Source organism: Pseudomonas sp. CFBP 5748 (assembly GCF_053850495.1).
In genome coordinates, this window is the sequence record NZ_JBSPTN010000002.1 from 102,030 (window position 1) to 123,964 (window position 21,935).

At 61.0% G+C, this 21,935-nt stretch carries 15 protein-coding genes; 12 read left to right on the forward strand and 3 right to left on the reverse strand.

Features of this window, described 5'->3' with window-relative positions; all coding sequences use genetic code 11:
• Positions 1-362: 362 nt before the first annotated feature.
• A complete protein-coding gene (locus tag ACWNZ1_RS05125) occupies positions 363-602 on the reverse strand; it encodes a hypothetical protein (RefSeq protein ID WP_456027461.1) in 240 nt (79 codons plus the stop codon).
• Between ACWNZ1_RS05125 and ACWNZ1_RS05130 the strand changes: the two genes are divergently transcribed.
• On the forward strand, positions 570-4,928 hold the full coding sequence (locus ACWNZ1_RS05130; protein ID WP_456027462.1) for a dermonecrotic toxin domain-containing protein: 4,359 nt from the start codon (positions 570-572) through the stop codon (positions 4,926-4,928). The two genes, ACWNZ1_RS05125 and ACWNZ1_RS05130, sit on opposite strands and share 33 nt — an antisense overlap.
• A gap of 182 nt (positions 4,929-5,110) precedes the next feature.
• On the forward strand, positions 5,111-6,121 hold the full coding sequence (locus ACWNZ1_RS05135; RefSeq protein WP_265073049.1) for a FecR family protein: 1,011 nt from the start codon (positions 5,111-5,113) through the stop codon (positions 6,119-6,121).
• Between the two features lie 146 nt (positions 6,122-6,267).
• Here ACWNZ1_RS05135 and pvdQ read toward each other — a convergent pair whose 3' ends face one another.
• The gene (gene pvdQ, locus ACWNZ1_RS05140) at positions 6,268-8,616 is read right to left on the reverse strand and encodes a bifunctional acylase PvdQ (RefSeq protein ID WP_456027463.1); all 2,349 of its coding nucleotides are present in this window, start codon (positions 8,614-8,616) and stop codon (positions 6,268-6,270) included.
• 285 nt (positions 8,617-8,901) lie between these two features.
• On the opposite strand from pvdQ, the gene ACWNZ1_RS05145 reads away from it, so the two are divergent.
• Positions 8,902-9,282, forward strand: coding sequence for a fe2+ zn2+ uptake regulation protein (locus tag ACWNZ1_RS05145; protein ID WP_135845206.1), 381 nt, complete (start codon positions 8,902-8,904; stop codon positions 9,280-9,282).
• A 9-nt stretch (positions 9,283-9,291) separates the two neighbouring features.
• On the opposite strand, the gene ACWNZ1_RS05150 is transcribed toward ACWNZ1_RS05145, so the two are convergent.
• Positions 9,292-9,480 (reverse strand): hypothetical protein, encoded by a 189-nt coding sequence (locus ACWNZ1_RS05150; protein ID WP_135845205.1) that lies wholly within the window; start codon positions 9,478-9,480, stop codon positions 9,292-9,294.
• A 150-nt stretch (positions 9,481-9,630) separates the two neighbouring features.
• On the opposite strand from ACWNZ1_RS05150, the gene ACWNZ1_RS05155 reads away from it, so the two are divergent.
• The 9 genes from ACWNZ1_RS05155 (at position 9,631) to ACWNZ1_RS05195 (ending at position 21,925) form a co-directional block, all read left to right on the forward strand.
• The gene (locus ACWNZ1_RS05155) at positions 9,631-9,777 is read left to right on the forward strand and encodes a hypothetical protein (protein WP_178084250.1); all 147 of its coding nucleotides are present in this window, start codon (positions 9,631-9,633) and stop codon (positions 9,775-9,777) included.
• A 307-nt stretch (positions 9,778-10,084) separates the two neighbouring features.
• The gene (locus ACWNZ1_RS05160; protein ID WP_280944910.1) at positions 10,085-10,531 is read left to right on the forward strand and encodes a DUF411 domain-containing protein; all 447 of its coding nucleotides are present in this window, start codon (positions 10,085-10,087) and stop codon (positions 10,529-10,531) included.
• Positions 10,531-10,965, forward strand: a complete 435-nt coding sequence (locus tag ACWNZ1_RS05165; RefSeq protein WP_135845203.1) for a YqaA family protein — start codon at positions 10,531-10,533, stop codon at positions 10,963-10,965. The genes ACWNZ1_RS05160 and ACWNZ1_RS05165 overlap by 1 nt, the downstream gene beginning before the upstream one ends.
• 86 nt (positions 10,966-11,051) lie before the next feature.
• Positions 11,052-12,083, forward strand: coding sequence for an alpha/beta fold hydrolase (locus ACWNZ1_RS05170; RefSeq protein ID WP_256452766.1), 1,032 nt, complete (start codon positions 11,052-11,054; stop codon positions 12,081-12,083).
• An 11-nt stretch (positions 12,084-12,094) separates the two neighbouring features.
• On the forward strand, positions 12,095-13,057 hold the full coding sequence (locus ACWNZ1_RS05175; protein ID WP_256452765.1) for a D-2-hydroxyacid dehydrogenase family protein: 963 nt from the start codon (positions 12,095-12,097) through the stop codon (positions 13,055-13,057).
• A gap of 628 nt (positions 13,058-13,685) precedes the next feature.
• Entirely contained in the window at positions 13,686-15,257 is a 1,572-nt protein-coding gene (gene glgA, locus ACWNZ1_RS05180) for a glycogen synthase GlgA (RefSeq protein WP_256452764.1), read from the forward strand.
• A gap of 7 nt (positions 15,258-15,264) precedes the next feature.
• Positions 15,265-17,067 (forward strand): malto-oligosyltrehalose trehalohydrolase, encoded by a 1,803-nt coding sequence (gene treZ, locus ACWNZ1_RS05185; protein ID WP_280944909.1) that lies wholly within the window; start codon positions 15,265-15,267, stop codon positions 17,065-17,067.
• The gene (malQ, locus tag ACWNZ1_RS05190) at positions 17,064-19,142 is read left to right on the forward strand and encodes a 4-alpha-glucanotransferase (protein WP_280944908.1); all 2,079 of its coding nucleotides are present in this window, start codon (positions 17,064-17,066) and stop codon (positions 19,140-19,142) included. The genes treZ and malQ overlap by 4 nt, the downstream gene beginning before the upstream one ends.
• A complete protein-coding gene (locus tag ACWNZ1_RS05195) occupies positions 19,139-21,925 on the forward strand; it encodes a malto-oligosyltrehalose synthase (protein ID WP_135845197.1) in 2,787 nt (928 codons plus the stop codon). Before malQ ends, ACWNZ1_RS05195 begins: the two co-directional genes overlap by 4 nt.
• Positions 21,926-21,935: the final 10 nt, after the last annotated feature.

The following is a 21,935-nucleotide window of genomic DNA, read 5'->3' on the forward strand; positions in this document are numbered from 1 at the left end:
ACTTTCGTGCGGTAACTATGTACCACCTTTGCTCATTCATCGCTCTCTAGTCTGACCGCTTCATCCACCGATGTGCCGCCATGCGGCGCCTTGATCGAGAAGCAACGATGACCACTGAGACCATGCCACTTTTCTTTGCCCAAGTGCTGGACGCCAAGCGCCTGGACGAGTTGACCGCCGCCAATGACTTGACCCAGGCCGACCTCGACTGGCTGCACCACACTTCCCTGGCCAACCACATGCTACGCGTCGCGCAGACACCGGCGATGTCCGCCGAAACAATTCTGTTGCACGCCGAGGGTAAGGCTCCCATCCCGCTGGCAGGCTGCTTTACCCTCAGCGCCTTGTCAGGCACCAAGGCGTCAGCCCCCAAGCCTGCGTTCCTTTACACGCCGCTGGGTGGAATCAAAAAGTTCGACAGCCCGGACGCTCTCGCCAGGCGGATAGACGAAATGATGGCGCACCCGACAGAGCGTGACGACCTGTTTCAACTCCTGTCGATTGCCCAGCGCGCCGAACTGAACAGCGCAGCCACCCTTACCCAAAGCCGGCAGATCATCAACGGTGACGTGTTCAAAACCCAGGTCGAATCCATTGAGCACGCACAAGACCTCAACGCCCTGGCAATGGTGAATGAGCTGATCAAATTACCCTCGCTGACTTCAATGCTCGACGAGGTGTTGAATGAGGTGCTGTCGAACTTCGATCATAAACAGGCCAGAGTGACACTGAGTACGGGTGATCCGCAGGCAAACCAGGTAACCAAGAGCCTGTCACTGAGCGACGCGGTCCTGCTCTACTTCCACAATCAGGGACGACCTCGCGGGCATGACGTCGACTTCACTCACCCTGGGATAACCGCGTCCCCCCAGAATACCCGGCAGTGGGAAAGCATCTTGAGGGTCACGGCCAGGAACCTGATTCCCAAACTCAGCCACCGCATCAATACCTATTGGGACGCCACGGGCCCCTTCCATACTTCACGCCGGGATTTCCTGGCCCAGATCATCAAGGATTCGCTGCAATCCACGATCCTGATCCAGCGGGAGAAAAGGCAACTGACCGATGCACACAGCCGGGAACTGCTTCGACTGTTCAGGCCGTCGCGCGCGGATGAGGCGCTGCTGTTTATCGAAACGGTTCGTCTTTGGGAATATGAGCCGCTCTACGTGGAGCTCGCAGGTTCCTTGATGATCAGCGGCCGCCACCACTACCTCTATACCCCCAGCCATGGCCTGCAGAAAGTGGCCAACTACCTGGGCTTCAAGGATGCGCTGCTCAGCACCCCCACCAGTACGGTGCGCAAGGAAGAGCTCTATAGCCTTCTGAGCCTGGAGGAGCGCAACCGGTTCCTGCGCTTTGACGAGCCACAAGTGTCGGGCAAGTCGCTGAACCTGCCAGTCTCCGAGTCGTTGGCTAACGCGATCATCGGCAAGCAACTGGAGAACCTTCATTACGCACTGGAGATGTCCCGCCAGGGCGATGTGGACATCCACACGCTCATCGACAAGGCCCTGGACATCCGGGCCCTGATCAACCAAAGCCTGTTGAAGCAGAAAACCGCTGGCCACTGGGGTACGCAACCGGCCTTTTACGGAGAGATGCGACCGTCCAACTACTTGGCCGACACCTTGGAGCGCAAGGTCAAGAGCTATGCCAGTGTCGAAGACGCGTTCAATACCCTGTTCAAACAGCTGCCGCTGTCCAACGAAATCTTGCTGCGCAACGAACTGAGGGGCCTGCTGCCTCAATTGACCAATGTTTTTTCCCTGGGGATCCGGGCAGAGGCCGAGCTCAGGGAACTCAATGGCACACTGCCCCCTGCCGCGCACGACCTCATCAGCAGCGTGTTTGCCTTCGACCCCGAATACCCGCAGCGCAAGCAACGCATAGGGGTGAAGGGCTTTCGACCGGATGTCTATTCATTGCGACTGGCGTACACCGCAGAAGGTGAAACGCTTTCCCTGCCCCTCGCCAATTGTTTTTTACTGACTGAACGCGGAGGGTTGGATACGCCATATTCGGGCCTGGGCATTCTCTGGACGCCCGCCGATGGCTTGCAGGTGTTCAGCTCCGTCGAGCTGGCCACGACGCAATTGAACCGCCACCTGCTCGACGGACAAAAGCGCTTTGGATGGCTGGCAAACCTCACGCCCGCTCAACGCAAACCCCATGGACGTTATCAGCTCGAGGCGTTTGAACTGATCGAAGACAATGTGCTGCTCAATCGGATGAGTTCGTTCATCAAACACTTCGAGGCCGAGTACGGTTATTTGAGCACGTTGAAAGCCGGGGATTGGCAACTGACCGGGCCTGCCTTGGTCAAAAGCCGTGAGGCGATACGCCAGGAAGGCGCACCGACCAATCTCAAACGCGCCGGCCGTATCGCCGAGGCCATCAGGTGGCAACAGAAACTTCCCGCCTGGCTCGGCACGGCCTCTGTGGAAGATCAACGCCTGCACATTGACCTGGTTGAGCAATATCGAAACAGCGTGGTCGATGGCAAAGATTACCTCGACGGTGTCGAGCCCCTGCACGCCTATGTGAGTAAAAAACTGAAAGCGCTACTGGACGCGCGCTTTGCCGACAAAAGCCTCGACCCCGCCACCCTGCTGATCACACCGAACCTGGCGCTGGCGGGCCCAGCATGCACCTTGACCGATTTTGCCCTGAATCATATCGAGGTCACCCAGATGACCGGCTTCAAGGTGTCCTCCACCTCCCGGCAGAAGTTGCCGGACAGCTTGAACGAGGCGGCTGTCAGGCAAATGCTGCTGTCATTGGATATCCCCAGCGTTTATAAAAAACACGTACTGGACAAGCTTTCCGGGACCGCCGCCGACGTCCAGCAAAGGAAGCAGCGGTTCCGCCGGCAAATACCCTGGCAATTGTTGCAGCAGGCTCATGCACGGCACCTGCAACAGCATCTTTCACCGACGGCGTTCGACTTGATTCGCCAAGTGCTGGACATGCCGGATGCCATCGCTCGCCAAGCGGTGGAAGGCGCCAGCGCGTGGATTCGTCCACTGGAGCTGATTAAAACCGGGGGCACGGCTGCGGTCAAAGCACTGGGACTTTACCTGATCGGGTCGAGCGCCGACGCCAAGGCACCCCATGTGCTGTATGCGCCCTACCATGCCGGCCAGAACTTCACCGAGTTCAAGGATGAAGCGAGCGTGATAGCGGCATTCAATGCGCCGGGAGCGCTCCAGGATTTACTGATTCGCCGACTGCCCGAGAGCCAGCAAGCCACATTCAAAAACCTGTTCGCCGCCACGGCCGGGGCTCTCTCGGAAATCACCCTGGCCTCCAATCCTATCAAGACCAACCTGCTCGACACGCTGTTCGACGACAACACAACGTTGCTGTCCGACATGCTGACCACCCAAACAAACAAAAAACGCCAGTTCGACTGGGAAACGGTTCGGCATCTGTTCAGCGCTGGCGTCAAGCTGGTGGGTAGGCAGTTGCCGGGCAAACTGACGTTTATCGAAACGCTGTGGGAAAGCTATCAGGACTTCAAGGCCTCTGCCGAATCCCTGCGGGTGCATGACTGGAAAGCCGGCTTGCACGATTTCATCGCCGGTGCCGTCGAGATGGCCTCGCTGGGATCGCTGAATCCCGACGACACCTTCGGCCTGCTCGCCCCGGTAGGTCCTGGCTCGCAAAACAGCCCGGTGGCAACCCCGGCCCATTGGAAAGAGATTGCCTCCACGGCCCCGAGGCGCACCAACCTGCAGGCTTTCGAAGCCACCGACATCAGCCTCCAGGATCTTCAGAGAAACCCAGCCGAGGGGACCTACAAATCGATAGCGTCCGGCAAGCTCTACGCCCACGTTGCCGGCAAAGTCTTTCAGGTGGCGAAAACCAATCAGGCCTGGCGCGTTGTCCATGAGAACGGAGAAGGCCCGATACTGAAACAATCGCCTGGCAGCCCACAATGGACGATTGACCCACAACGCCATGGCATTCGCTACGGCAAGGTGATGTCGACACTGGCCAACTCTTACAGTGACTACAAGGCTTCGTTGTCAATGAATATCGAAGCGCGGGGCATGGCTGAAATACGCAGAAAGTATCCTCACCGCGCAAACGCGATCGTGCAGGCCCTGGAAACGGCGCGGTACTACTCGTTGAATGCCCTGCATAACCTCGCGCTAATCAAACGACGGATCCCTTCAGGCTCTCGAGTGGATACTTTTCTCAAGCCATTTTTCGGGGTCAAAAAAGTCGATGTCAGTCTTATCCAAAAGATACACACCGCGATCTCACCGATATGCCGGGCGTTGGCTGATCCCTCCTGGGACTCGCAGAACCCCAAGCGCGTCGTGATTGGCTCCCTCAGCCAAGCAAACGATGACCTGGTTGCGTTTGTACTGGAACCAGAAGCAACCGGAACCATTTATCTCACCGACCTTTTCTTTGATACGGGGATGGATTGGTACAAAGAAGCGGTACCAAACTCCTTTAACGTCGATGCTCATGCCCAGGGCGCAACCCTTATCCACGAAATTTCCCATCAGCTTTTCAACACCATCGATATCGTTTATCTGGAAGCCGCACTGCCCTTCCCGGATCTGATTTCCCAGGCGACTCACGAAGGCCGACGGAGATACAACGCGTTAAAAAATCAACAAACCAATGTGCTTTCGTTGACCACGCCAAGAGCCCGATTGTTTACGGCATGGGATATCGAGGACGATGCGCCGAGAAGCCTGGATCTTTTCGGCCGGTATAAGGACACCGTGAAGGAAATCCTGAAAATGACCGGCGCCAGGACTCTGGACGAAGCGCGTGATGCCTTCCTGGATCCAGACTTACCGGACAAACGCATCGACGTCATACTTCGAAACGCCGACTCCCTGACGCTGCTGATTTGTGAGTTGGGTCGCCAGCTCGATCCGCCATCACCCACGACCTCGTCTTGACGGCGACACTTGGCGCAGGCGATTGAGCGTTGATCTTTTTTTCACGACGTTTATGGGACGCTACGACTGCCGAATAACGGTGTTAAATCCTAAAAACAGGCTCATTTGATATGCAAACGCCATGATGGCTGTTCTCGGCAGCTCATGCCGAAGGTTAGAATGCGGCAAACCAGGAAGAGTCAATGACCGAACGTACCCTCTCTGAAGCCGAATACGACGCCATTACCGATGCGGCCGCGCATTGGTGCATGCGGTTGCATGCGGCTGACTGCACGCCAGCCGAACGGCTGGCGTTCAAGCAATGGCACGATGCCGATCCCCTGCACGCCTTCGAATATGAAGCCATGCTGGAAATCTGGACTGTTGCCGATCATCTGCCCCGGGTCGAATCAACGGCGGCGCCCGCTCCAGCGTCCCGACCGCGCTCGCGGTCACGTTGGAGCCGGCTGGCGGTGGCTGCGGCGGTGCTCGCACTGGGCTTACCCCTGGCCGCTTTCACTGGCTGGAACCTGGGCTGGCTGGCAAATTCGTACCAACGATTCGAAGCCGGCGCGAGCGTACGCCACATCACTCTGGACGATGGCAGCCAGGTAGAACTGAACCTGGGCAGTGAGCTGGTCTATGCCAACTACAAGCATGAACGCCGGGTCACGCTGAAAAAGGGCGAGGCGTTTTTCGACGTCAGCCATGACGCACAGCACCCGTTCGTTGTTCGCGCGGGCCAGGGCCAAGTGCGCGTGACCGGCACTCGCTTCAACGTCTGGATGTACCAGGATCAAGTGCGGGTCACGCTGGTGGAGGGCTCGGTATGGGTGACCAGCAACCAGGCACTCGCCAACAACGGCTCGCGGCTCTCGCCGGGCATGCAGGCGAGCTACAAGGCTGGCGACTACCAACCGCAAGTGCGTGAGATCGGCCCCAATGACAGCTCGCTGGCGTGGCGCAACGGCAAGCTGGTCCTGGATGATCTCGCCCTCAGCGACGCGCTGCCGCTGATCAACCGCTACCTCGACCATCCCGTCATGCTGGCCGACAACAGCACCGGCGCCTTGCGGGTGGGCGGCATCTACAACCTCAACGAAGTGCAGAACCTTGTGCCTTCGTTGCCCAAAGTCCTGCCGGTTTACCTGACGCGGAACAAGGACGGCAACCCTGTCCTCAACTCCATCGGCCAACGCCCCGCCAACAACTGAAAAAGCCGCGATCCTTTCGGACGCGGCTTTTTTGCAGGTTATCGCGCCATTTATGACCTTCGCTCCCACAATTTAGACCTGTGTCGGGCTGCGATTTCCGGACAGTCCAAAGTCCCCTGTCTAGTCCTGAAACCCAACAACAACACTTAGTGCGTCACCACCCTGCCCGCCTCGTCACGCTCACGGATAATCAGGGCCTGATAGTGCGGATCGGCTTTGATCTGCTGTTCGGTGAAGGGCAGCACACTCCACTGCTTCTTCGAAAAGGCCTGGGTCTGGTCTGCCGAGTAAGGCGATGCCGGGTCGCTGGAGATGGAAAACGCCAACAACCCCTGGGCCTGAGGGCCTTTGTCGTCAAACGTCACCACTTGCAGATAGCTGGTACCGCTGACCACTTCCCGCTGACCGTTCGCCGACGGCACACTCTGGATCGCGTTATAGATTCCCAACTCCCCTGGGCCGCCGTGGATGGGCGTCTGTCGACCACCACTGCTGGCCACCTGAACGTCCTGCCATCGACTGTCCTTCGTCAACCCGGCGGCCTTCACCGCCGCCACTGAAGCCAGCATCGCTTCACGCAGCGCCTTGCGCACTGCCGGTCGCTCGATCGCCAGGCCTCGCGGGGTATGTTGCGGGTCCTTCGGATCGAACGCGACACGCCACACATCAGGCGTCGCCTGCAACGGCTCCATGATGGACTGGAAATGAATGAACCCCAGCCCGCTGTCCAGGCCGGCAGTGCGGTCCCACGCCTTGAGGCGGGTACAGGCTTCGACCAACGCCGAGGCATCGGCCCCCAGGTCACTGGCGCAAAAACCGAGCAGGTCTGGCATCACCTGGTCAGCCAGGTAAACCTGATCGTCCATGACCATGCGCTGCAAGTCCTGCGCCTTCACCGGCCCGCCTTTGGCCAACTGGCCCAGGCGGTCCAGGGCAAAACGCGCCCGCAGGCCCAGGGGCTGGTCCTGCTGGCTGATCAAAGGCGAATAACCGGACAACGGTTGCGAAGGATTGGCCATCCAGGCCGAATCGTTGGAGTTCTGTACATAATCGCGACGCAACAACTGCGGCAACTTGTCGGCCGCGTAGATGCCTTTTTGCATGGCTTTGGCATCGATATCCCAGGCGCATTCACTGCGTGAGCCATCCAGCACGATCAGCCGCAGCCCGGCCCGGGGATCGCTGCAGCGAGCCAGTTTGTCGGCACCGACATTCGGCACCACCGACAGGTTCATGTAGAGACTTTGCCCCTGATCGTCCACTGCCAGGGTATTGACCCAGGGAATGCCCTGGATCCCATGGACCGCGTTCTGCAAATCCTTGAGCGTGACGGCCTTGTTCATCGCGTACCACTGGGCCAGCACCCGATCGTTTTCCAGGTTGGCGTCCCGCAGGCTGTAGGCGAACTGGTTATTCCAGTCCAGCCGGCCTGGCCATTGCACGATTGGACCGAACTGCGAGCCGTAAACCACTCGAGAGAGCGTTTCCACCTGACCATCGGCTTGCTGGACGTCCACCGTGATCGTCTGCTGGCTCATCGGTACGGATTTGCCATCGAGCAGGTAGCGGGTCGGATCTTTCGGATCGAGCTGCAATCGGTACAGGGTGAAGTGTTTGGAGCTGTCGACGGTGTGGGTCCAGGCCAGGTGCTGGCTGAACCCGATGTTGATCACCGGCAAGCCTGGCAGGGCCGCGCCCATGACGTCCAGCTTGCCGGGGATGGTCAGGTGCATCTGATAAAAACGCATGCCCCCCAACCAGGGGAAATGCGGGTTCGCCAGCAACATCCCGCGACCGTTGAACGAACGCTCGCTGCCGATGGCCAGCGCATTGCTACCGCGCTCCAGGGCGAAACGCTGCTGCCGGGCTGCCGCGCCGGCAAAACCCGCCGTCGGGGCGCCAGTGAGCGCCGTTGCCTTGGGTGGCTGTGCGCCAGCCAGGGCTTCGGCGAACTGGCCAACGCCGCCTTCCACCAACAGCCGACGGGTCAACTTGACCAGGTCCAACGCCGTGATCGGTCGCACCCACTCGCTGGCGCATTGCTCGGGCAGGCCTTTGGCCTTGCGCTCGGCCAGCAGGCGGTTGTAGCCCGCCACATAACCTTCGACCAGTTGCTGCACCTCAGGTGTCTGCGCTTGCCAGAAACCGGACACCGCTTGCGGCGTGTTGAGCCAACTGAAAAACAGATCGCTGACGCGGTTCTCCCGCTGCTCGACCGTCAGCTGATCAGGCCCGAAATAGCGCGAGCGCTGGCCGTTGACCGTGACGATTTCATTGGCCAGCAGGCAAAGATTATCCTGGGCGTACGCATAGCCAATGCCGTAACCCAGCCCGCGCTCATCCTGAGCCTGGATATGCGGCACGCCAAAACGGGTGCGGGCAATTTCGGCACTGGCCTGCCCCGCATCGCCTTGCGCGCTGGCAACGGTGCCGAGCCCCAGGCTCATCACCAAAAACACGCCTGCGAGGCCACGCCTCGATAACTGACCGGACATTCTTGCGTTCACTCCTGAGCGAAAACTTCAGAACCAGGACGGCGACCGGTACGACCGTTGGCCCGCCTGGACAATCACAGACCGCCTGCAGAAGCGGAATGTGCCTTCCCTGAAAACGAACCGGATGAAAAAAAATTAACGGCTAATCAACGGGCTCACGGTGAAGAAATGCAGGCTCCAGACATTTTTTTCACCTCAGGGCCCTCATTATTGCTCGCGCTCGTTCGTCCTATTACAAGAGAGTATTCGTGACCTTTTCTGAACAGGCTGGTAAGGAGTTTTTGCATGCATGACAGGCAACTGCCAATGGAAGGTAAGTCCAGGTCGAGCGGCGTCTCGATGACCGTCACTCACAACGTGTTCGGCGGGCCAGCAGAGCGCGGTGGCAATGAACACATCAGGCGGCTGCTCAAGAGCTACGGGCTCAGGACCAGCTTGATCCGCCTCAAAGTCATCGATGCCTTGCTCAGGGCCGCCAATGAGAATCGCTGCCTGGGTGTGCGGGGCGTGCACAGTCAATTGCTGGGGCTGGACATTCCCTTGTCCTTCCTCAGCGTACGCGAGGTGCTCAAGCGCTTGTGCAGCGAGGGCGTCGTCACCTTCAACCCGGATAAGAGCTACTGCCTGCACCCCAAGGCCATGGCCGTGCTCGAAACGGGTGAATAACGCTGATGCTCAGGGCTTGACCTTACGCCGCATCACGCCGTTGATCACCACCACGATGACCGCCACGGCAATGGCGATGTATTGAAACAGCTGTTCGCTGATCATGCCGTTGTTCTGCATCCAGGACAGTCCCAGCATGATCGCCAGGACGACGAGGACGATCAGGATCGAGTATTTCAAACGTTGCGAATGAGTCATTGCCAATTTCCCGAATGTATCCGTTCTGTATCCGCCTGCTTGCCAGGCTCATACCTTGTTTTGGGGATAAGCGGCAGCAAACGGGGTCCCATGGTACAGCCGAAGGAGCGTTTTCGCGCAACCACGGTGTTAAACCATGAGGATTTATTTATGTTTCGTCGCCTGACCCTGTTGCTTCCCCTGTTGTCCATCCTGACCCTGAGTGGCTGCCTCTTTTTCCCTCACGACCGCGGTCATGGCGACCATGATCGCCGTGGCGGTCCCGGTCCCGGCCCCGGCTTCGAGCAGCACCGCTAGGTGCGTTTGCCAGCCCACTGATCGGTTCAAGGTCCGCTGAACCGGTTCCATACTGTCAGCAGGTGGATACGAAACTGCCATCGGCCACATTCCCCTGCTCGCGATGGCGGATTAAGATCAGCATCAGAGTAGCTGACCCACCGCTATCGCGAGCAGGCTTGCTCCCACAGGGGTTGCCGCGATACCGGGAAGTCCTGCTTTCATTCTTCCAACCTGACAATTCTGTAATCCCCCCCTCAGCCCCCTGTCAGCTCGCACTCGCTACTCTGTTATCCTCCCTCCAAACCGTTCGACACGAGACCACTCCATGGCCAACCCCCTGCACTTGCTCGCCCTGAGCGCCCTGCTCATCACCTCCCTGGCCCAGGCCGCCGAACCGGTCACCATTGATGTGCACCGCGATGCCAATTGCGGCTGCTGCAAAAAGTGGATTTCGCATCTGCAGGAAAACGGCTTCAAGGTCAACGACCATGTCGAGGCCGACATGGGTTCGGTCAAGCAACGCCTGGGCGTGGCACCGAACCTGCGCTCCTGCCACACCGCCGAGATCAACGGCAAATTCGTCGAAGGTCATGTCCCGGCTGATCAGGTGCTGGCGTTGAGTAAACGCGATGACTTGCTCGGCGTGGCGGCGCCCGGCATGCCCATGGGCTCGCCGGGCATGGAAATGGACGGTATGAGCGATGCCTATCAAGTGATCGGCCTGAAAAAGGACGGGACGCAAACCGTAGTGGCGGATTACCCGGCCCACTGATGGGCGAGGCGTACATCGGGTTGTTCCTGGCCGCCTTCGGGGCGGCGACCTTGCTACCCCTGCAATCGGAAGCCCTGTTGGTGGGCCTGCTGCTCAGCGAGCGCTATGCGCTTTGGCTGTTGCTGGGGGTCGCCACACTGGGCAATGTCTTGGGCTCGCTGGTGAACTGGTGGCTGGGCACACGCCTGGAGCAGTTCAAGGACCGGCGCTGGTTTCCCATCAGCCCGGCCCACCTGGACAAGGCCCGCGGGCACTACCGACGCTACGGACGTTGGTCGCTGCTGCTCAGTTGGCTGCCGATCATTGGTGATCCCCTGACCCTGGTGGCCGGGGTGATGGGCGAGCCCTGGAGACGCTTTCTGTTGTTGGTGACCCTTGCCAAAGGCCTGCGTTATGGCGTGCTCGCCCTCGCGACCCTGGGCTGGATGGGTTGAACGTTCGGGCCGTGCGGTTGCCTGTGGTTAATGTCGCCATAATCGGACCGTCCCAGGATCGGCCGGATGCCCAAGGAGAGTTGACCATGTCGCGTCCCACCACTCGCTGGTTGCCCAGCCTGTTCCTGACCACCGCACTGCCCTTGCTCGCCCAGGCCGCCAATACGCCGGAAAGTCCGGCCTACGGTGCGCAACTCGAGGGGTTCGAATACCCCTATACCCTCAAGCATTTCGCTTTCCAGTCCCAGGGCCAGTCGTTGCAGATGGGCTATATGGACGTGCCGGCCCAAGGCAAGGTCAATGGCCGCAGCGTGGTGCTGATGCACGGCAAGAACTTCTGCGCCGCCACCTGGGGCGATTCGATCAGGACCCTCAGCGAGGCCGGTTACCGGGTGATTGCCCCGGACCAGATCGGCTTTTGCACCTCAAGCAAACCAGGCCATTACCAGTACAGTTTCCAGCAGTTGGCGAGCAACACCCAGGCCCTGCTCAAGGCCCTCGGCGTGCAGAAAGCCGTCGTGCTCGGCCATTCCACCGGCGGCATGCTCGCCACCCGCTATGCCTTGCAGTTTCCCGATCAGGTCGAACGCCTGGCGATGGTCAATCCCATTGGCCTGGAGGACTGGAAAGCCCTCGGCGTGCCCTACCGTACTGTGGACCAGTGGTACCAGCGCGAGCTGAAGCTCAACGCCGACGGCATTCGCAACTACGAGCGCACAACTTATTACGGCGGCCGCTGGAAGCCGGAATTCGACCGCTGGGTGGACATGCTCGCCGGGCTGAACAAGGGGCCCGGTCATACGCAAGTCGCGTGGAACTCGGCGTTGATCTACGACATGATCTTCACCCAGCCGGTCTATTACGAGTTCAAAGACTTAACCGTGCCAACCCTGCTGCTGATCGGCACCTCCGACACCACAGCCATTGGCAGCGACATCGCGCCGCCGGCGGTGAAAGCCAAACTGGGCCGCTATGAGGTGCTGGGCAAGCAGGTCACTCAGCTGATTCCCCGCTCGACCCTGGTAGAGTTCCCCAATCTGGGGCATGCCCCACAAATGGAAGAGCCGGACCGCTTCCACCAGGCCCTGCTGGGCTGGCTGAATAAACCCATTCCCTGACGAGGTGTTCCATGGCGGTGCAAATAGCAGTCATCGACGATTGGCAAGACGTGGCACGGGACGTGGTCGACTGGTCGGTGCTGGACAGCATCGGCCAGGTGACTTTTCTTCACGACTACCCCGCCGACCGCGACACCCTCGCCCAGCGCCTGCAGCGTTTCGAAGTGATCTGTGTGATGCGTGAACGCACGTCGTTCGACGAAGAACTGCTGCGCCGGCTGCCGAATCTCAAGCTACTGCTCACCGGCGGCATGCGCAATGCGGCCCTGGACCTCAAGACCGCCGCCGAGCTGGGCATCCAGGTCTGCGGCACCGACAGCTACAAGCACGCCGCCCCCGAACTGACCTGGGCGCTGGTCATGGCCCTGACCCGCAACCTGGTACAGGAAGCCAACGCCCTGCGCGCCGGCCTGTGGCAGCAAGGCTTGGGGGGTGATTTGCATGGCAAGACCCTGGCGATCCTCGGCCTGGGCAGCATCGGCAAACGTGTCGCGCAGTTCGGCCAAGTATTCGGCATGCGGGTCATCGCCTGGAGCCAGAACCTCACCGCCGAAAAAGCCGCCGAAGCCGGTGTAACCTACGTGAGTAAACAGGCGCTGTTCGAACAGGCCGACATTCTCTCGATCCATCTCGTGCTCAGCGAGCGCAGCCGCGGCCTGGTGGATGCCCAGGCCCTGAGTTGGATGAAGCCCGAGGCGCTGCTGGTCAACACCGCACGCGGGCCGATCGTCGATGAGGCCGCCCTGATCGACGCCCTCCAGCACAAGCGCCTGGCCGGCGCCGCCCTGGACGTCTTCGCCCAGGAACCCCTGCCCTCCGGCCACCCGTTCCGGACCTTGGATAACGTGCTGGCCACGCCGCATGTGGGGTATGTCAGCCGACAGAATTATCAGCAGTTTTATGCCTTGATGATTGAAGACTTGCAGGCCTGGGCGGCGGGCAAGCCGATTCGTCTGCTGACCCCGGCAACCTGATTTCAGGCACAACCTAACGCCTCCTGTGGGAGCGGGCTTGCTCGTGAAGGCGGAGCATCAGGCAGTCAATGCATCGGCTGACAGACCGCACTCGCGAGCAAGCCCGCTCCCACAAAAGAGTGTGTTTCTCGCGCCATTAGTAGCCATCAAAACGCCTCTATCCCACCCGCCCTCCAATGGTGCGTCGCGCCATTCCATCGCGCACGGCGATGAAACACCGCCTTCCCCTTACACCCTTTTGATTTCAAGAAACTGCACTTCGTCGGTGCGTATCCCCCTTTGTTGTGTAAGTGATTGCCGACAAAATCCGTGATTGTCCGACAATGCGACGAAGCGAGCCGCACCGCTCTACGTTCTGACCTAGACTGCATAACCGGGGGGAAAACCTACCGGTCACCCAGGCGAAAAAAAGTCGAAACTTTTCGCAACGGCGACAGGTCAGGTTAGAGGTAGGGCAACAGTGGCTGGTGCATTCCTTGCAACCACCCTTTCACCTGATTCGCTTTGCCGCATTGGGCAGCGCTTTGCTTTCCTTGCGTAGCGCTTGTGCGCCTGGCCGCAGGATTCGGCCAATGAAACAACAGCTCTGGCGCTTGCCGGAAACAGATCGAAAAAATGGGAGAAAGTTATGATCAGTGCTGCCTTGGAACCACAGCAAGTCCGTTCTCAATTACCGCCAGCGGCTGAATCGCTGACGGCACCGGTGCTGGCCACCGGCGGCAAGGCACTGCTCCCCGTCGTTCGACAGAATCCCAATCGCAAGAAGGTATTGTTCGTAACGTCGGAAATCGCCGACCTGGTCAAGACCGGCGGCCTGGGCGACGTTTCAGCCGCACTGCCCCGGGCCATGGCCGGGTTGCATGATGTCCGGGTACTGATCCCCGGTTATCCGCAAGTGATGAACAGCGGCAATCCGATCCACATCATCGGCGAGTTGGGTGGCCACGCAGCGCTACCGCCGTGCAAGATCGGACGCATGGACATGCCCGACGGCCTGGTGATCTACGTACTGATCTGCCCGGAACTGTTTGCCCGCGAAGGTTCACCCTACGGTGCCAACAACGGGCGCGACTGGCCCGACAACCACATTCGCTTCGCTCGCCTGGGCCTGGCCGCAGCCGACATCGCCGCCAACCTCGCGCAGATCCACTGGTGCCCTGACCTGGTCCACGCCCACGACTGGCCAGCCGGGCTGGCGCCGGCCTATATGCACTGGCGCGGCCAGCGTACTCCAACCCTGTTCACCATCCACAACCTGGCCTATCAGGGTGTGGTGAGCCTGGCGTCTTGCCCGGAGCTGGGTATTCCCGAACACGCACTGCAACAAGAAGGCATGGAGTTCTACGGCAAGTTGTCGTTCCTCAAGGCGGGCATGGCCTACTCCAGCCACATCACCACGGTCAGTGCCACCTACGCCCAGGAAATCACCACCCCGGCGTTCGGTTGCGGGCTCGATGGTTTCCTCGCGGCCAAGACCCAACAAGGCCTGCTCAGCGGCATCCCCAACGGCATCGATGAAAGCTGGGACGCGGCCACTGACACGCACCTGTTCCGCCAGTTCGCCATGGGCGACTGGGAAGGCAAGGCGGTCAACGCCGCCCATGTGCGCGATCTGTTCGGCCTCGACGATTCCACCGGCCCGCTGTTCGCCGTGGTGTCGCGCCTGGTGTACCAGAAAGGCCTGGACCTGACCGAAGCGGTCGCCGAATTCATCGTCGAATCTGGTGGACAGATCGCCATTATTGGTCGCGGCGAACCGGAAGAAGAACAAGCCATGCGTGAACTGGCACTGCGCTTTCCCGGACGGATCGGCGTGCGCATCGGCTTCAATGAAACCGATGCCCGACGGATGTTCGCCGGCAGCGATTTCCTGCTGATGCCCTCGCGCTACGAGCCTTGCGGCTTGAGCCAGATGTACGCCCAGCGCTTCGGCTCGCTGCCGGTGGCGCGCAATACCGGTGGGCTGGCAGACACCATCGAAGACGGCATCACCGGGTTTCTGTTCGATGAATCCACGGTGGACAGCTACAAACAGGCCTTGAGCCGGGCCTTCAAGGTCTTCGCCTTTCCTGACCTGCTCAACGCCATGCGCTGTCGGGCCATGTCGGCACCGTTCAATTGGTGCAAGGCCGTGGAGCCCTACGCCGAACTCTACGAACAGCTGGTGGCCAAGTCACTGGGTAAATCGGTCAGACAATGAGGTAACAATGCCGTCAAGGACGCCTGAAACCTGGACCCATGGCGCGGTCATGCTCGATGCCGAGCACACCCGCTTCGCCCTCTGGGCCCCGGATGCTTTTTTTGTCAGTGTCGAGCTCGACACCGGAGATTCAATACCGCTACTGCCCCAAGCCGACGGCTGGTTCATGATCCAGACCCGTTGCCCCGCCGGCACCCGCTATCGCTACAACATCGACGGCGAACTGGAGGTGCCGGACCCGGCCTCCCGCGCCCAGGCCGGTGACATCGACCGCCACAGCGTAGTGGTCGACCCCCATGCCTACCAATGGCGACACACGAACTGGTGCGGTCGGCCCTGGCACGAAGCAGTGATCTACGAGCTACACGTCGGTGCCCTCGGTGGTTTCGAAGGGGTCGAACAACACCTGGCACGCCTGGCCGGACTGGGCGTGACCGCCATCGAATTGATGCCGCTGGCGCAGTTTCCCGGCGATCGCAACTGGGGTTACGACGGCGTCCTGCCCTATGCGCCCCAGGCCTCCTATGGCACGCCGGAACAGCTCAAGCACCTGATCGACAGCGCCCACGGACATGGGCTGGCGGTGATTGTGGATGTGGTCTACAACCACTTCGGCCCCGACGGCAACTATCTGCACCGCTACGCCAAGGGCTTCTTCCGCGAAGACAAACACACCCCCTGGGGCGCGGCCATTGATTTCCGCCGTCGCGAGGTGCGGGATTTCTTCATCGACAACGCGCTCATGTGGCTGCTGGAGTACCGTTTCGACGGCCTGCGCCTGGATGCCGTGCATGCCATTGAAGATCCGGACTTTCTCCATGAACTGGCGATCAAGGTGCGGCAGCAGATCGACCCGACCCGACATGTCTGGCTGACCGTGGAGAACGAACACAACCAGGCCAGCCTGCTGGAACACAACTACGACGCCCAGTGGAATGACGACGGCCACAACGCCCTGCATGTGTTGCTGACCGGCGAAACCGATGCCTATTACGCCGACTATGCCGAGCAACCGACCGAACAACTGGCGCGCTGCCTCAGCCAGGGTTTCGTCTTCCAGGGCCACACCAATCGCCATGGGGAGGTCCGTGGCGAACCCAGCGGTCACCTGCCACCCAGCGCGTTTGTGCTGTTCCTGCAAAACCACGATCAGATCGGCAACCGTGCCTTGGGGGAGCGCCTGCATCAACTGGCCCCACCCCAGGCGCTGCACGCGGCGATCGCCTTGTTGCTGTTATCGCCCATGATTCCGTTGCTGTTCATGGGCGATGAAGTGGCCGCCGAAAACCCGTTCCTGTTTTTCACCAGCCATCACGGCGAATTGGCAGAGCTGGTGCGTGAAGGCCGGCGCAACGAATTCGCGGCCTTCAGCGCCTTCGCCGATCCGCAAAAGCGCGAGCGGATTCCCGACCCCAATGAGGCCAGCACCTTCGAAACCTCGCGCCCGGCGTTCGAAGCGCAGCATCCCCACCAGCACGCCACCGAGGCGCTGTACCGCCAGCTGTTGAAGATTCGCCGCGAGGAGATCGTTCCACGCCTGCCTGGTGCCCAGGCCCTGGGGGCCGATGTGCTGGGCGACGGCGCGGTCAGCGCACGCTGGCGGCTGGGAGATGGCAGCGTATTACGCATTGACCTGAACCTCAGCGAGCAGTCCGTCGAGCATACCGCCCCCGAAGAAGCGCGCATTCTTTTCGAACATCCGCAGCAGACCATGGGTCTGTTGCAACAGGGCGCCCTTGCGCCCTACAGCGCGCTGGTCAGTCTGACGCAAGCGGCAAACTTGCCCAACATCACTGGAGAGCGCCTATGAGCGATGCGCAACTTGAAATTCTCGCCAGTCGAGCGGGCCTTGCAGTGGACTGGATCGACGCTAACGGCCGGGCGCAAAAAGTCTCGCCTGCCGTGTTGCGTTCGGTCCTCACCGGCCTGGGCCATCCAGCCGGTAGTGCCCAGGAAATCGATGCCAGCCTGCAGCAACTGCAACAGGATCAGCAAAATCATCAACTGCCCCCGTTGATCACCGCCGACGCCGGGGTCAGTGTGGACTTGAGCCGCTATTTTGCAGGCGAAACACCCTGCGAAATCAAACTGGAGGACGGCGCGACACTGAACCTGAAACTGGATGCCGATGCCAAGCTGCCCGGGATAGTCCCGGTGGGGTATCAGCACGTCGCCATCGAGGACCAGCGTTTCACCCTGGCCGTCGCGCCGGCCCGTTGCTACAGCGTCGCCGATGCGGTGGACGACCCGACGCCACGGGCCTGGGGCCTGAGCGCGCAGTTGTATGCGCTGCGGCGTCCTGGCGACGGCGGTTTCGGCGACACCCAGGCCTTGGAAGAACTGGCACGGGTGGCCGGCGAACGCGGTGCCGATGCCATCGCCATCAGCCCGATGCACGCGATGTTCAGCAGCAATACGGGAAGCTACAGCCCTTACTCACCGTCCAGCCGACTGTTCCTCAACAGCCTGTACGCAGCACCCGGCACCATCCTCGGTGAACGCGCCCTGCGCACGGCCATCGACGCCACTGGCTTGACCAATCAACTGCGCCACCTCGAAGAGCAACCCCTGGTCGATTGGCCGGTGGCTGCCGAAGCCAAACACAAAATCCTGCGCGCCCTGTACGACGGTTTCAGCCAGGGCGAGCATCCGCTGCATGAAGATTTCAGCAGCTTCCGCCACACCAGCGGCGAAGCTTTGGAAAACCACTGCCGCTTCGAAGCCTTGCAAGCCGAACGCGCAGCCCGGGGAGAAAGCCTGGACTGGCGCCACTGGCCCGAAGAATGGCGTAACCCACGAAGCCCGGCGCTGACGCATTTTGCCGAAGAAAATGCTGACGAGATTGGCTACTACGCCTTTTGCCAATGGCTGATCGCCCGCTGCCTGGAGCGCGCCCAGAGCGCGGCCAAATCCAGTGGCATGGGCATCGGCCTGATCGCCGACCTGGCGGTGGGCGCCGATGGCGGCGGCAGCCAGGCCTGGAGCCGGCAGGATGAACTGCTCGCTTCGCTGACCGTGGGCGCGCCGCCGGACATTCTCAACCGTTCCGGCCAAGGCTGGGGGATCTCCGCGTTTTCCCCGGAAGGCCTGGTCCGCAATGGTTTTCGTGCGTTCATTGAAATGCTGCGGGCCAACTTTGCCCATGCTGGCGGCTTGCGCATCGACCACGTCATGGGGCTGCAACGACTGTGGGTGATTCCTAACGACGCCCCGCCTTCCGATGGCGCCTACCTGTATTACCCGCTGGACGACCTGCTGCGCCTGCTGGCGCTGGAATCGCACCGTCACCAGGCCATCGTGCTGGGCGAAGACCTCGGCACCGTGCCGGACGGCCTGCGGGAGAAGCTCAGCGCCCGGTCAATCCTGGGCATGCGCGTGCTGTTGTTCGAACAGGACAACACCCACTTCAAACCGATTCTCGACTGGCCGGACAACGCCCTGGCGACCACCAGCACCCACGATCTGCCAACCCTCAACGGCTGGTGGCATGGTCATGATATCGACTGGAACGCCCGGCTGGACCTGATCGACTCCCACACTGAAATGGACTGGCGCAAACACCGCGAACGCGAACGCGAAGGCCTGCGCAACGTATTGAACCAGGACCCGCAGAACTTTCGCGAAGAACACCTCGAAACCGACCAGGTGCTGGATGCCAGCGTGCGTTTCCTCGGCCACACCCGCGCGCCACTGGTGTTGCTGCCGATCGAGGATGCCCTGGGCATCGACGAGCAGGCCAACCTGCCCGGCACCACCGACATCCACCCGAATTGGCGCCGCCGCCTGGCCCACGAAAGCCAGGCGTTGCTGGATGCCCCGGACGCCGCCCGGCGTCTGGAAATACTCGCCTGCGCACGACTTCAGGCGAACGAGCGTGACCGATGAAACCGACGTTGATGCAACCGCTGCGGGCGACACTTCGCCTGCAGTTTCATAAAGACTTCACCCTGGACGATGCCGTACCGCAGGTGCCGTACTTCGCGTCTCTGGGCATCAGCCACATCTATGCCTCTCCGTTGCTCAAGGCCCGTGCCGGCTCCATGCATGGCTACGACGTGGTCGACCCGACCGTGGTCAACCCGGAGCTGGGCGGTGAAACCGCGCTCAGACGCCTGGTCGCGACCTTGCGTGAACACGGGATGGGGCTGATCCTCGACATCGTCTCCAACCACATGGCCGTCGGCGGCAACGACAACCCCTGGTGGCTGGACCTGCTGGAATGGGGGCGCTTGAGCCCCTATGGCGAGTTCTTCGATATCCAGTGGCACTCCCCTGACCCGCTGATGGAAGGTCAGTTGCTGCTCCCGTTCCTGGGCAGTGACTACGGCGTGGCGTTGCAGGAAGGCACGCTGAACCTGCGTTTCGATGCCACCCAAGGCAGCTTCTACGTCGAGCATTACGAGCATCACTTCCCTATCTGCCCGATGCAGTACGGCGAGCTGCTCAAGCCCGCCGAAACCCTGCCATCGGAACAGGCTGAATCGCTCAAGGCCCTGGCCGAGCGTTTCACCACATTGAACTACCAGACCAACGCCCACAGCCTCGCCCGTCCGCTGCAAGCAGAGCTGCGGGACCTGGCCACGCAACCGGGCATCCTGGCCGCCATCGAGGACAACCTCAGCGGCTACGATTCCCTGGCGCCTGAGGGGTTCGAACGCCTGCATCAACTGCTGGAGCGGCAAAGCTACCGCCTCGCCAGCTGGCGCACCGCGGCGGACGACATCAACTGGCGGCGCTTTTTCGATGTCAACGAACTGGGCGGGCTGCGAGTCGAACGGCCGACCGTGTTCGAAGCCACCCATGCAAAAATTTTCGAACTGATCGGCGAAGGGCTGGTGGACGGGCTGCGGATCGACCATATCGACGGTCTGGCGGACCCGCGCGGTTACTGCCGCAAATTGCGCAGACGCGTCGATTCGCTTTCGCCGTCGCGGCACCTGCCGATTTTCATCGAGAAGATCCTCGGCGATGGCGAGACCTTGCGCCAGGACTGGAACATCGACGGCAGCACCGGCTACGAGTTCATGAACCAGATCTCGCTGCTGCAACATGACCCAGCCGGTGCCGCCCCCCTCGCCGAGTTCTGGAGCCGCCATAGCGAGCGGCCAGCGCAGTTCATCGAAGAAGCCCGCCTGGCCCGCCAGCAGATTCTCAACGGGTCCCTGGCCGGCGACTTCGAAAGCGTCGCCCAGGCCCTGCTGCAAGTGGCCCGGGACGATGTGATGACCCGCGACCTGACCCTGGGGGCGATTCGTCGGGCCTTGCAGGAGCTGATCGTGCATTTCCCGGTGTACCGCACCTATATCAATCCGTTGGGCCGCTGCGCCGAGGACGAGGTGTTTTTCAACCAGGCCCTTGAAGGCGCCCGGCAAACCCTCAGCGAAGCCGATTGGCCGGTACTTGATTGCCTGGCCGGCTGGCTCGGCGGCATGCCCTGGCGGCAACGACCACGGGGGAGCCAGCGCAAACGTCTGCGCCATGCCTGCGTGCGTTTCCAGCAACTGACCTCGCCGGCGGCCGCCAAAGCCGTGGAGGATACGGCGCTCTATCGCTCGGCGGTGCTGTTGTCGCGTAACGACGTGGGCTACAACACCGAACAGTTCAGTGCCCCGCCGCAAGCGTTCCACAACGCCTGCGCTCAGCGGCTGGAACACTTTCCTGACAACCTGATGACCACCGCCACCCACGACCACAAGCGCGGCGAAGACACCCGTGCCCGGTTGGCGATCATCAGCGAGCGCGCCGACTGGTACACCGCCTGTATCGAGCAATGGCGCATTCTCTCGCCTTCGCTGCACAGCGATCCGGCGGCGCCTTCGGCCGGCGATGAACTGATTCTCTACCAGGCGCTGCTCGGAAGCTGGCCGCTGAACCTCGACCTGCGGGACCACAAGGCCCTGGCCGAGTACAACGAGCGCCTGTGGCAGTGGCAACGCAAGGCCCTGCGTGAAGCCAAACTGCAAAGTAGCTGGGCGGCGGTCAATGACGCCTATGAGCAGGCGACCCAGATGTTCCTCGAACGCTTGTTGCTGGGCGATGAGGGACTGCCGTTGCGCAGTGCCATCGCCGAGGCGGTCCAGGCCATTGCCGCAGCGGGCGCCCTCAACAGCTTGGCGCAGACTTTGCTGCGCATGACCGTACCCGGTGTGCCGGATCTGTATCAGGGCAACGAATTCTGGGATTTCAGCCTGGTGGATCCGGACAACCGCCGGCCGGTGGATTTCCAGGCGCGCCGTGAGGCGATGCACGCCGACAACACTCCGGCAACGCTGATACGCGACTGGCGCGACGGCCGGGTCAAGCAGGCATTGATCGCCAGGACCTTGGCCATGCGGGCCGAACACCCGCAGCTGTTTCACCAAGGCCGCTATCAGCCGCTGCAGGTAGTCGGCGAACACGCCCACCGGGTGCTGGCGTTCATGCGTGAGTACGAGCAACAACGGGCAATCATAGTGGTACCGATCCACGCAGCCCGTCTGCTGGAAAACAGTGCCGTACCACAGGTTGCTGCATCGGACTGGGGCGATACCCGCGTGTCGCTGCCATTTGCCGCCGGGGATGAAAAACTGAAGGGACTTTTTTCAAGCACGGCAGTCACACCCCAAAGGGAGCTGATGGTCAGCGCCGCGCTGGGGGATTTCCCGGTCAATGTTTTTATCCAACCTTGAGTTCAGTCAG

Bases quoted from the DNA above. Each gene is read 5' to 3' on its own strand.
- ACWNZ1_RS05195 (WP_135845197.1), top strand. From the start codon at position 19,139: ATGAAACCGACGTTGATGCAACCGCTGCGGGCGACACTTCGCCTGCAG.
- glgA (WP_256452764.1), top strand. From the start codon at position 13,686: ATGATCAGTGCTGCCTTGGAACCACAGCAAGTCCGTTCTCAATTACCG.
- ACWNZ1_RS05165 (WP_135845203.1), top strand. From the start codon at position 10,531: ATGGGCGAGGCGTACATCGGGTTGTTCCTGGCCGCCTTCGGGGCGGCG.
- ACWNZ1_RS05150 (WP_135845205.1), bottom strand. From the start codon at position 9,480: ATGACTCATTCGCAACGTTTGAAATACTCGATCCTGATCGTCCTCGTC.
- malQ (WP_280944908.1), top strand. From the start codon at position 17,064: ATGAGCGATGCGCAACTTGAAATTCTCGCCAGTCGAGCGGGCCTTGCA.
- ACWNZ1_RS05155 (WP_178084250.1), top strand. From the start codon at position 9,631: ATGTTTCGTCGCCTGACCCTGTTGCTTCCCCTGTTGTCCATCCTGACC.
- ACWNZ1_RS05175 (WP_256452765.1), top strand. From the start codon at position 12,095: ATGGCGGTGCAAATAGCAGTCATCGACGATTGGCAAGACGTGGCACGG.
- ACWNZ1_RS05170 (WP_256452766.1), top strand. From the start codon at position 11,052: ATGTCGCGTCCCACCACTCGCTGGTTGCCCAGCCTGTTCCTGACCACC.
- ACWNZ1_RS05135 (WP_265073049.1), top strand. From the start codon at position 5,111: ATGACCGAACGTACCCTCTCTGAAGCCGAATACGACGCCATTACCGAT.
- ACWNZ1_RS05145 (WP_135845206.1), top strand. From the start codon at position 8,902: ATGCATGACAGGCAACTGCCAATGGAAGGTAAGTCCAGGTCGAGCGGC.
- pvdQ (WP_456027463.1), bottom strand. From the start codon at position 8,616: ATGTCCGGTCAGTTATCGAGGCGTGGCCTCGCAGGCGTGTTTTTGGTG.
- ACWNZ1_RS05160 (WP_280944910.1), top strand. From the start codon at position 10,085: ATGGCCAACCCCCTGCACTTGCTCGCCCTGAGCGCCCTGCTCATCACC.
- treZ (WP_280944909.1), top strand. From the start codon at position 15,265: ATGCCGTCAAGGACGCCTGAAACCTGGACCCATGGCGCGGTCATGCTC.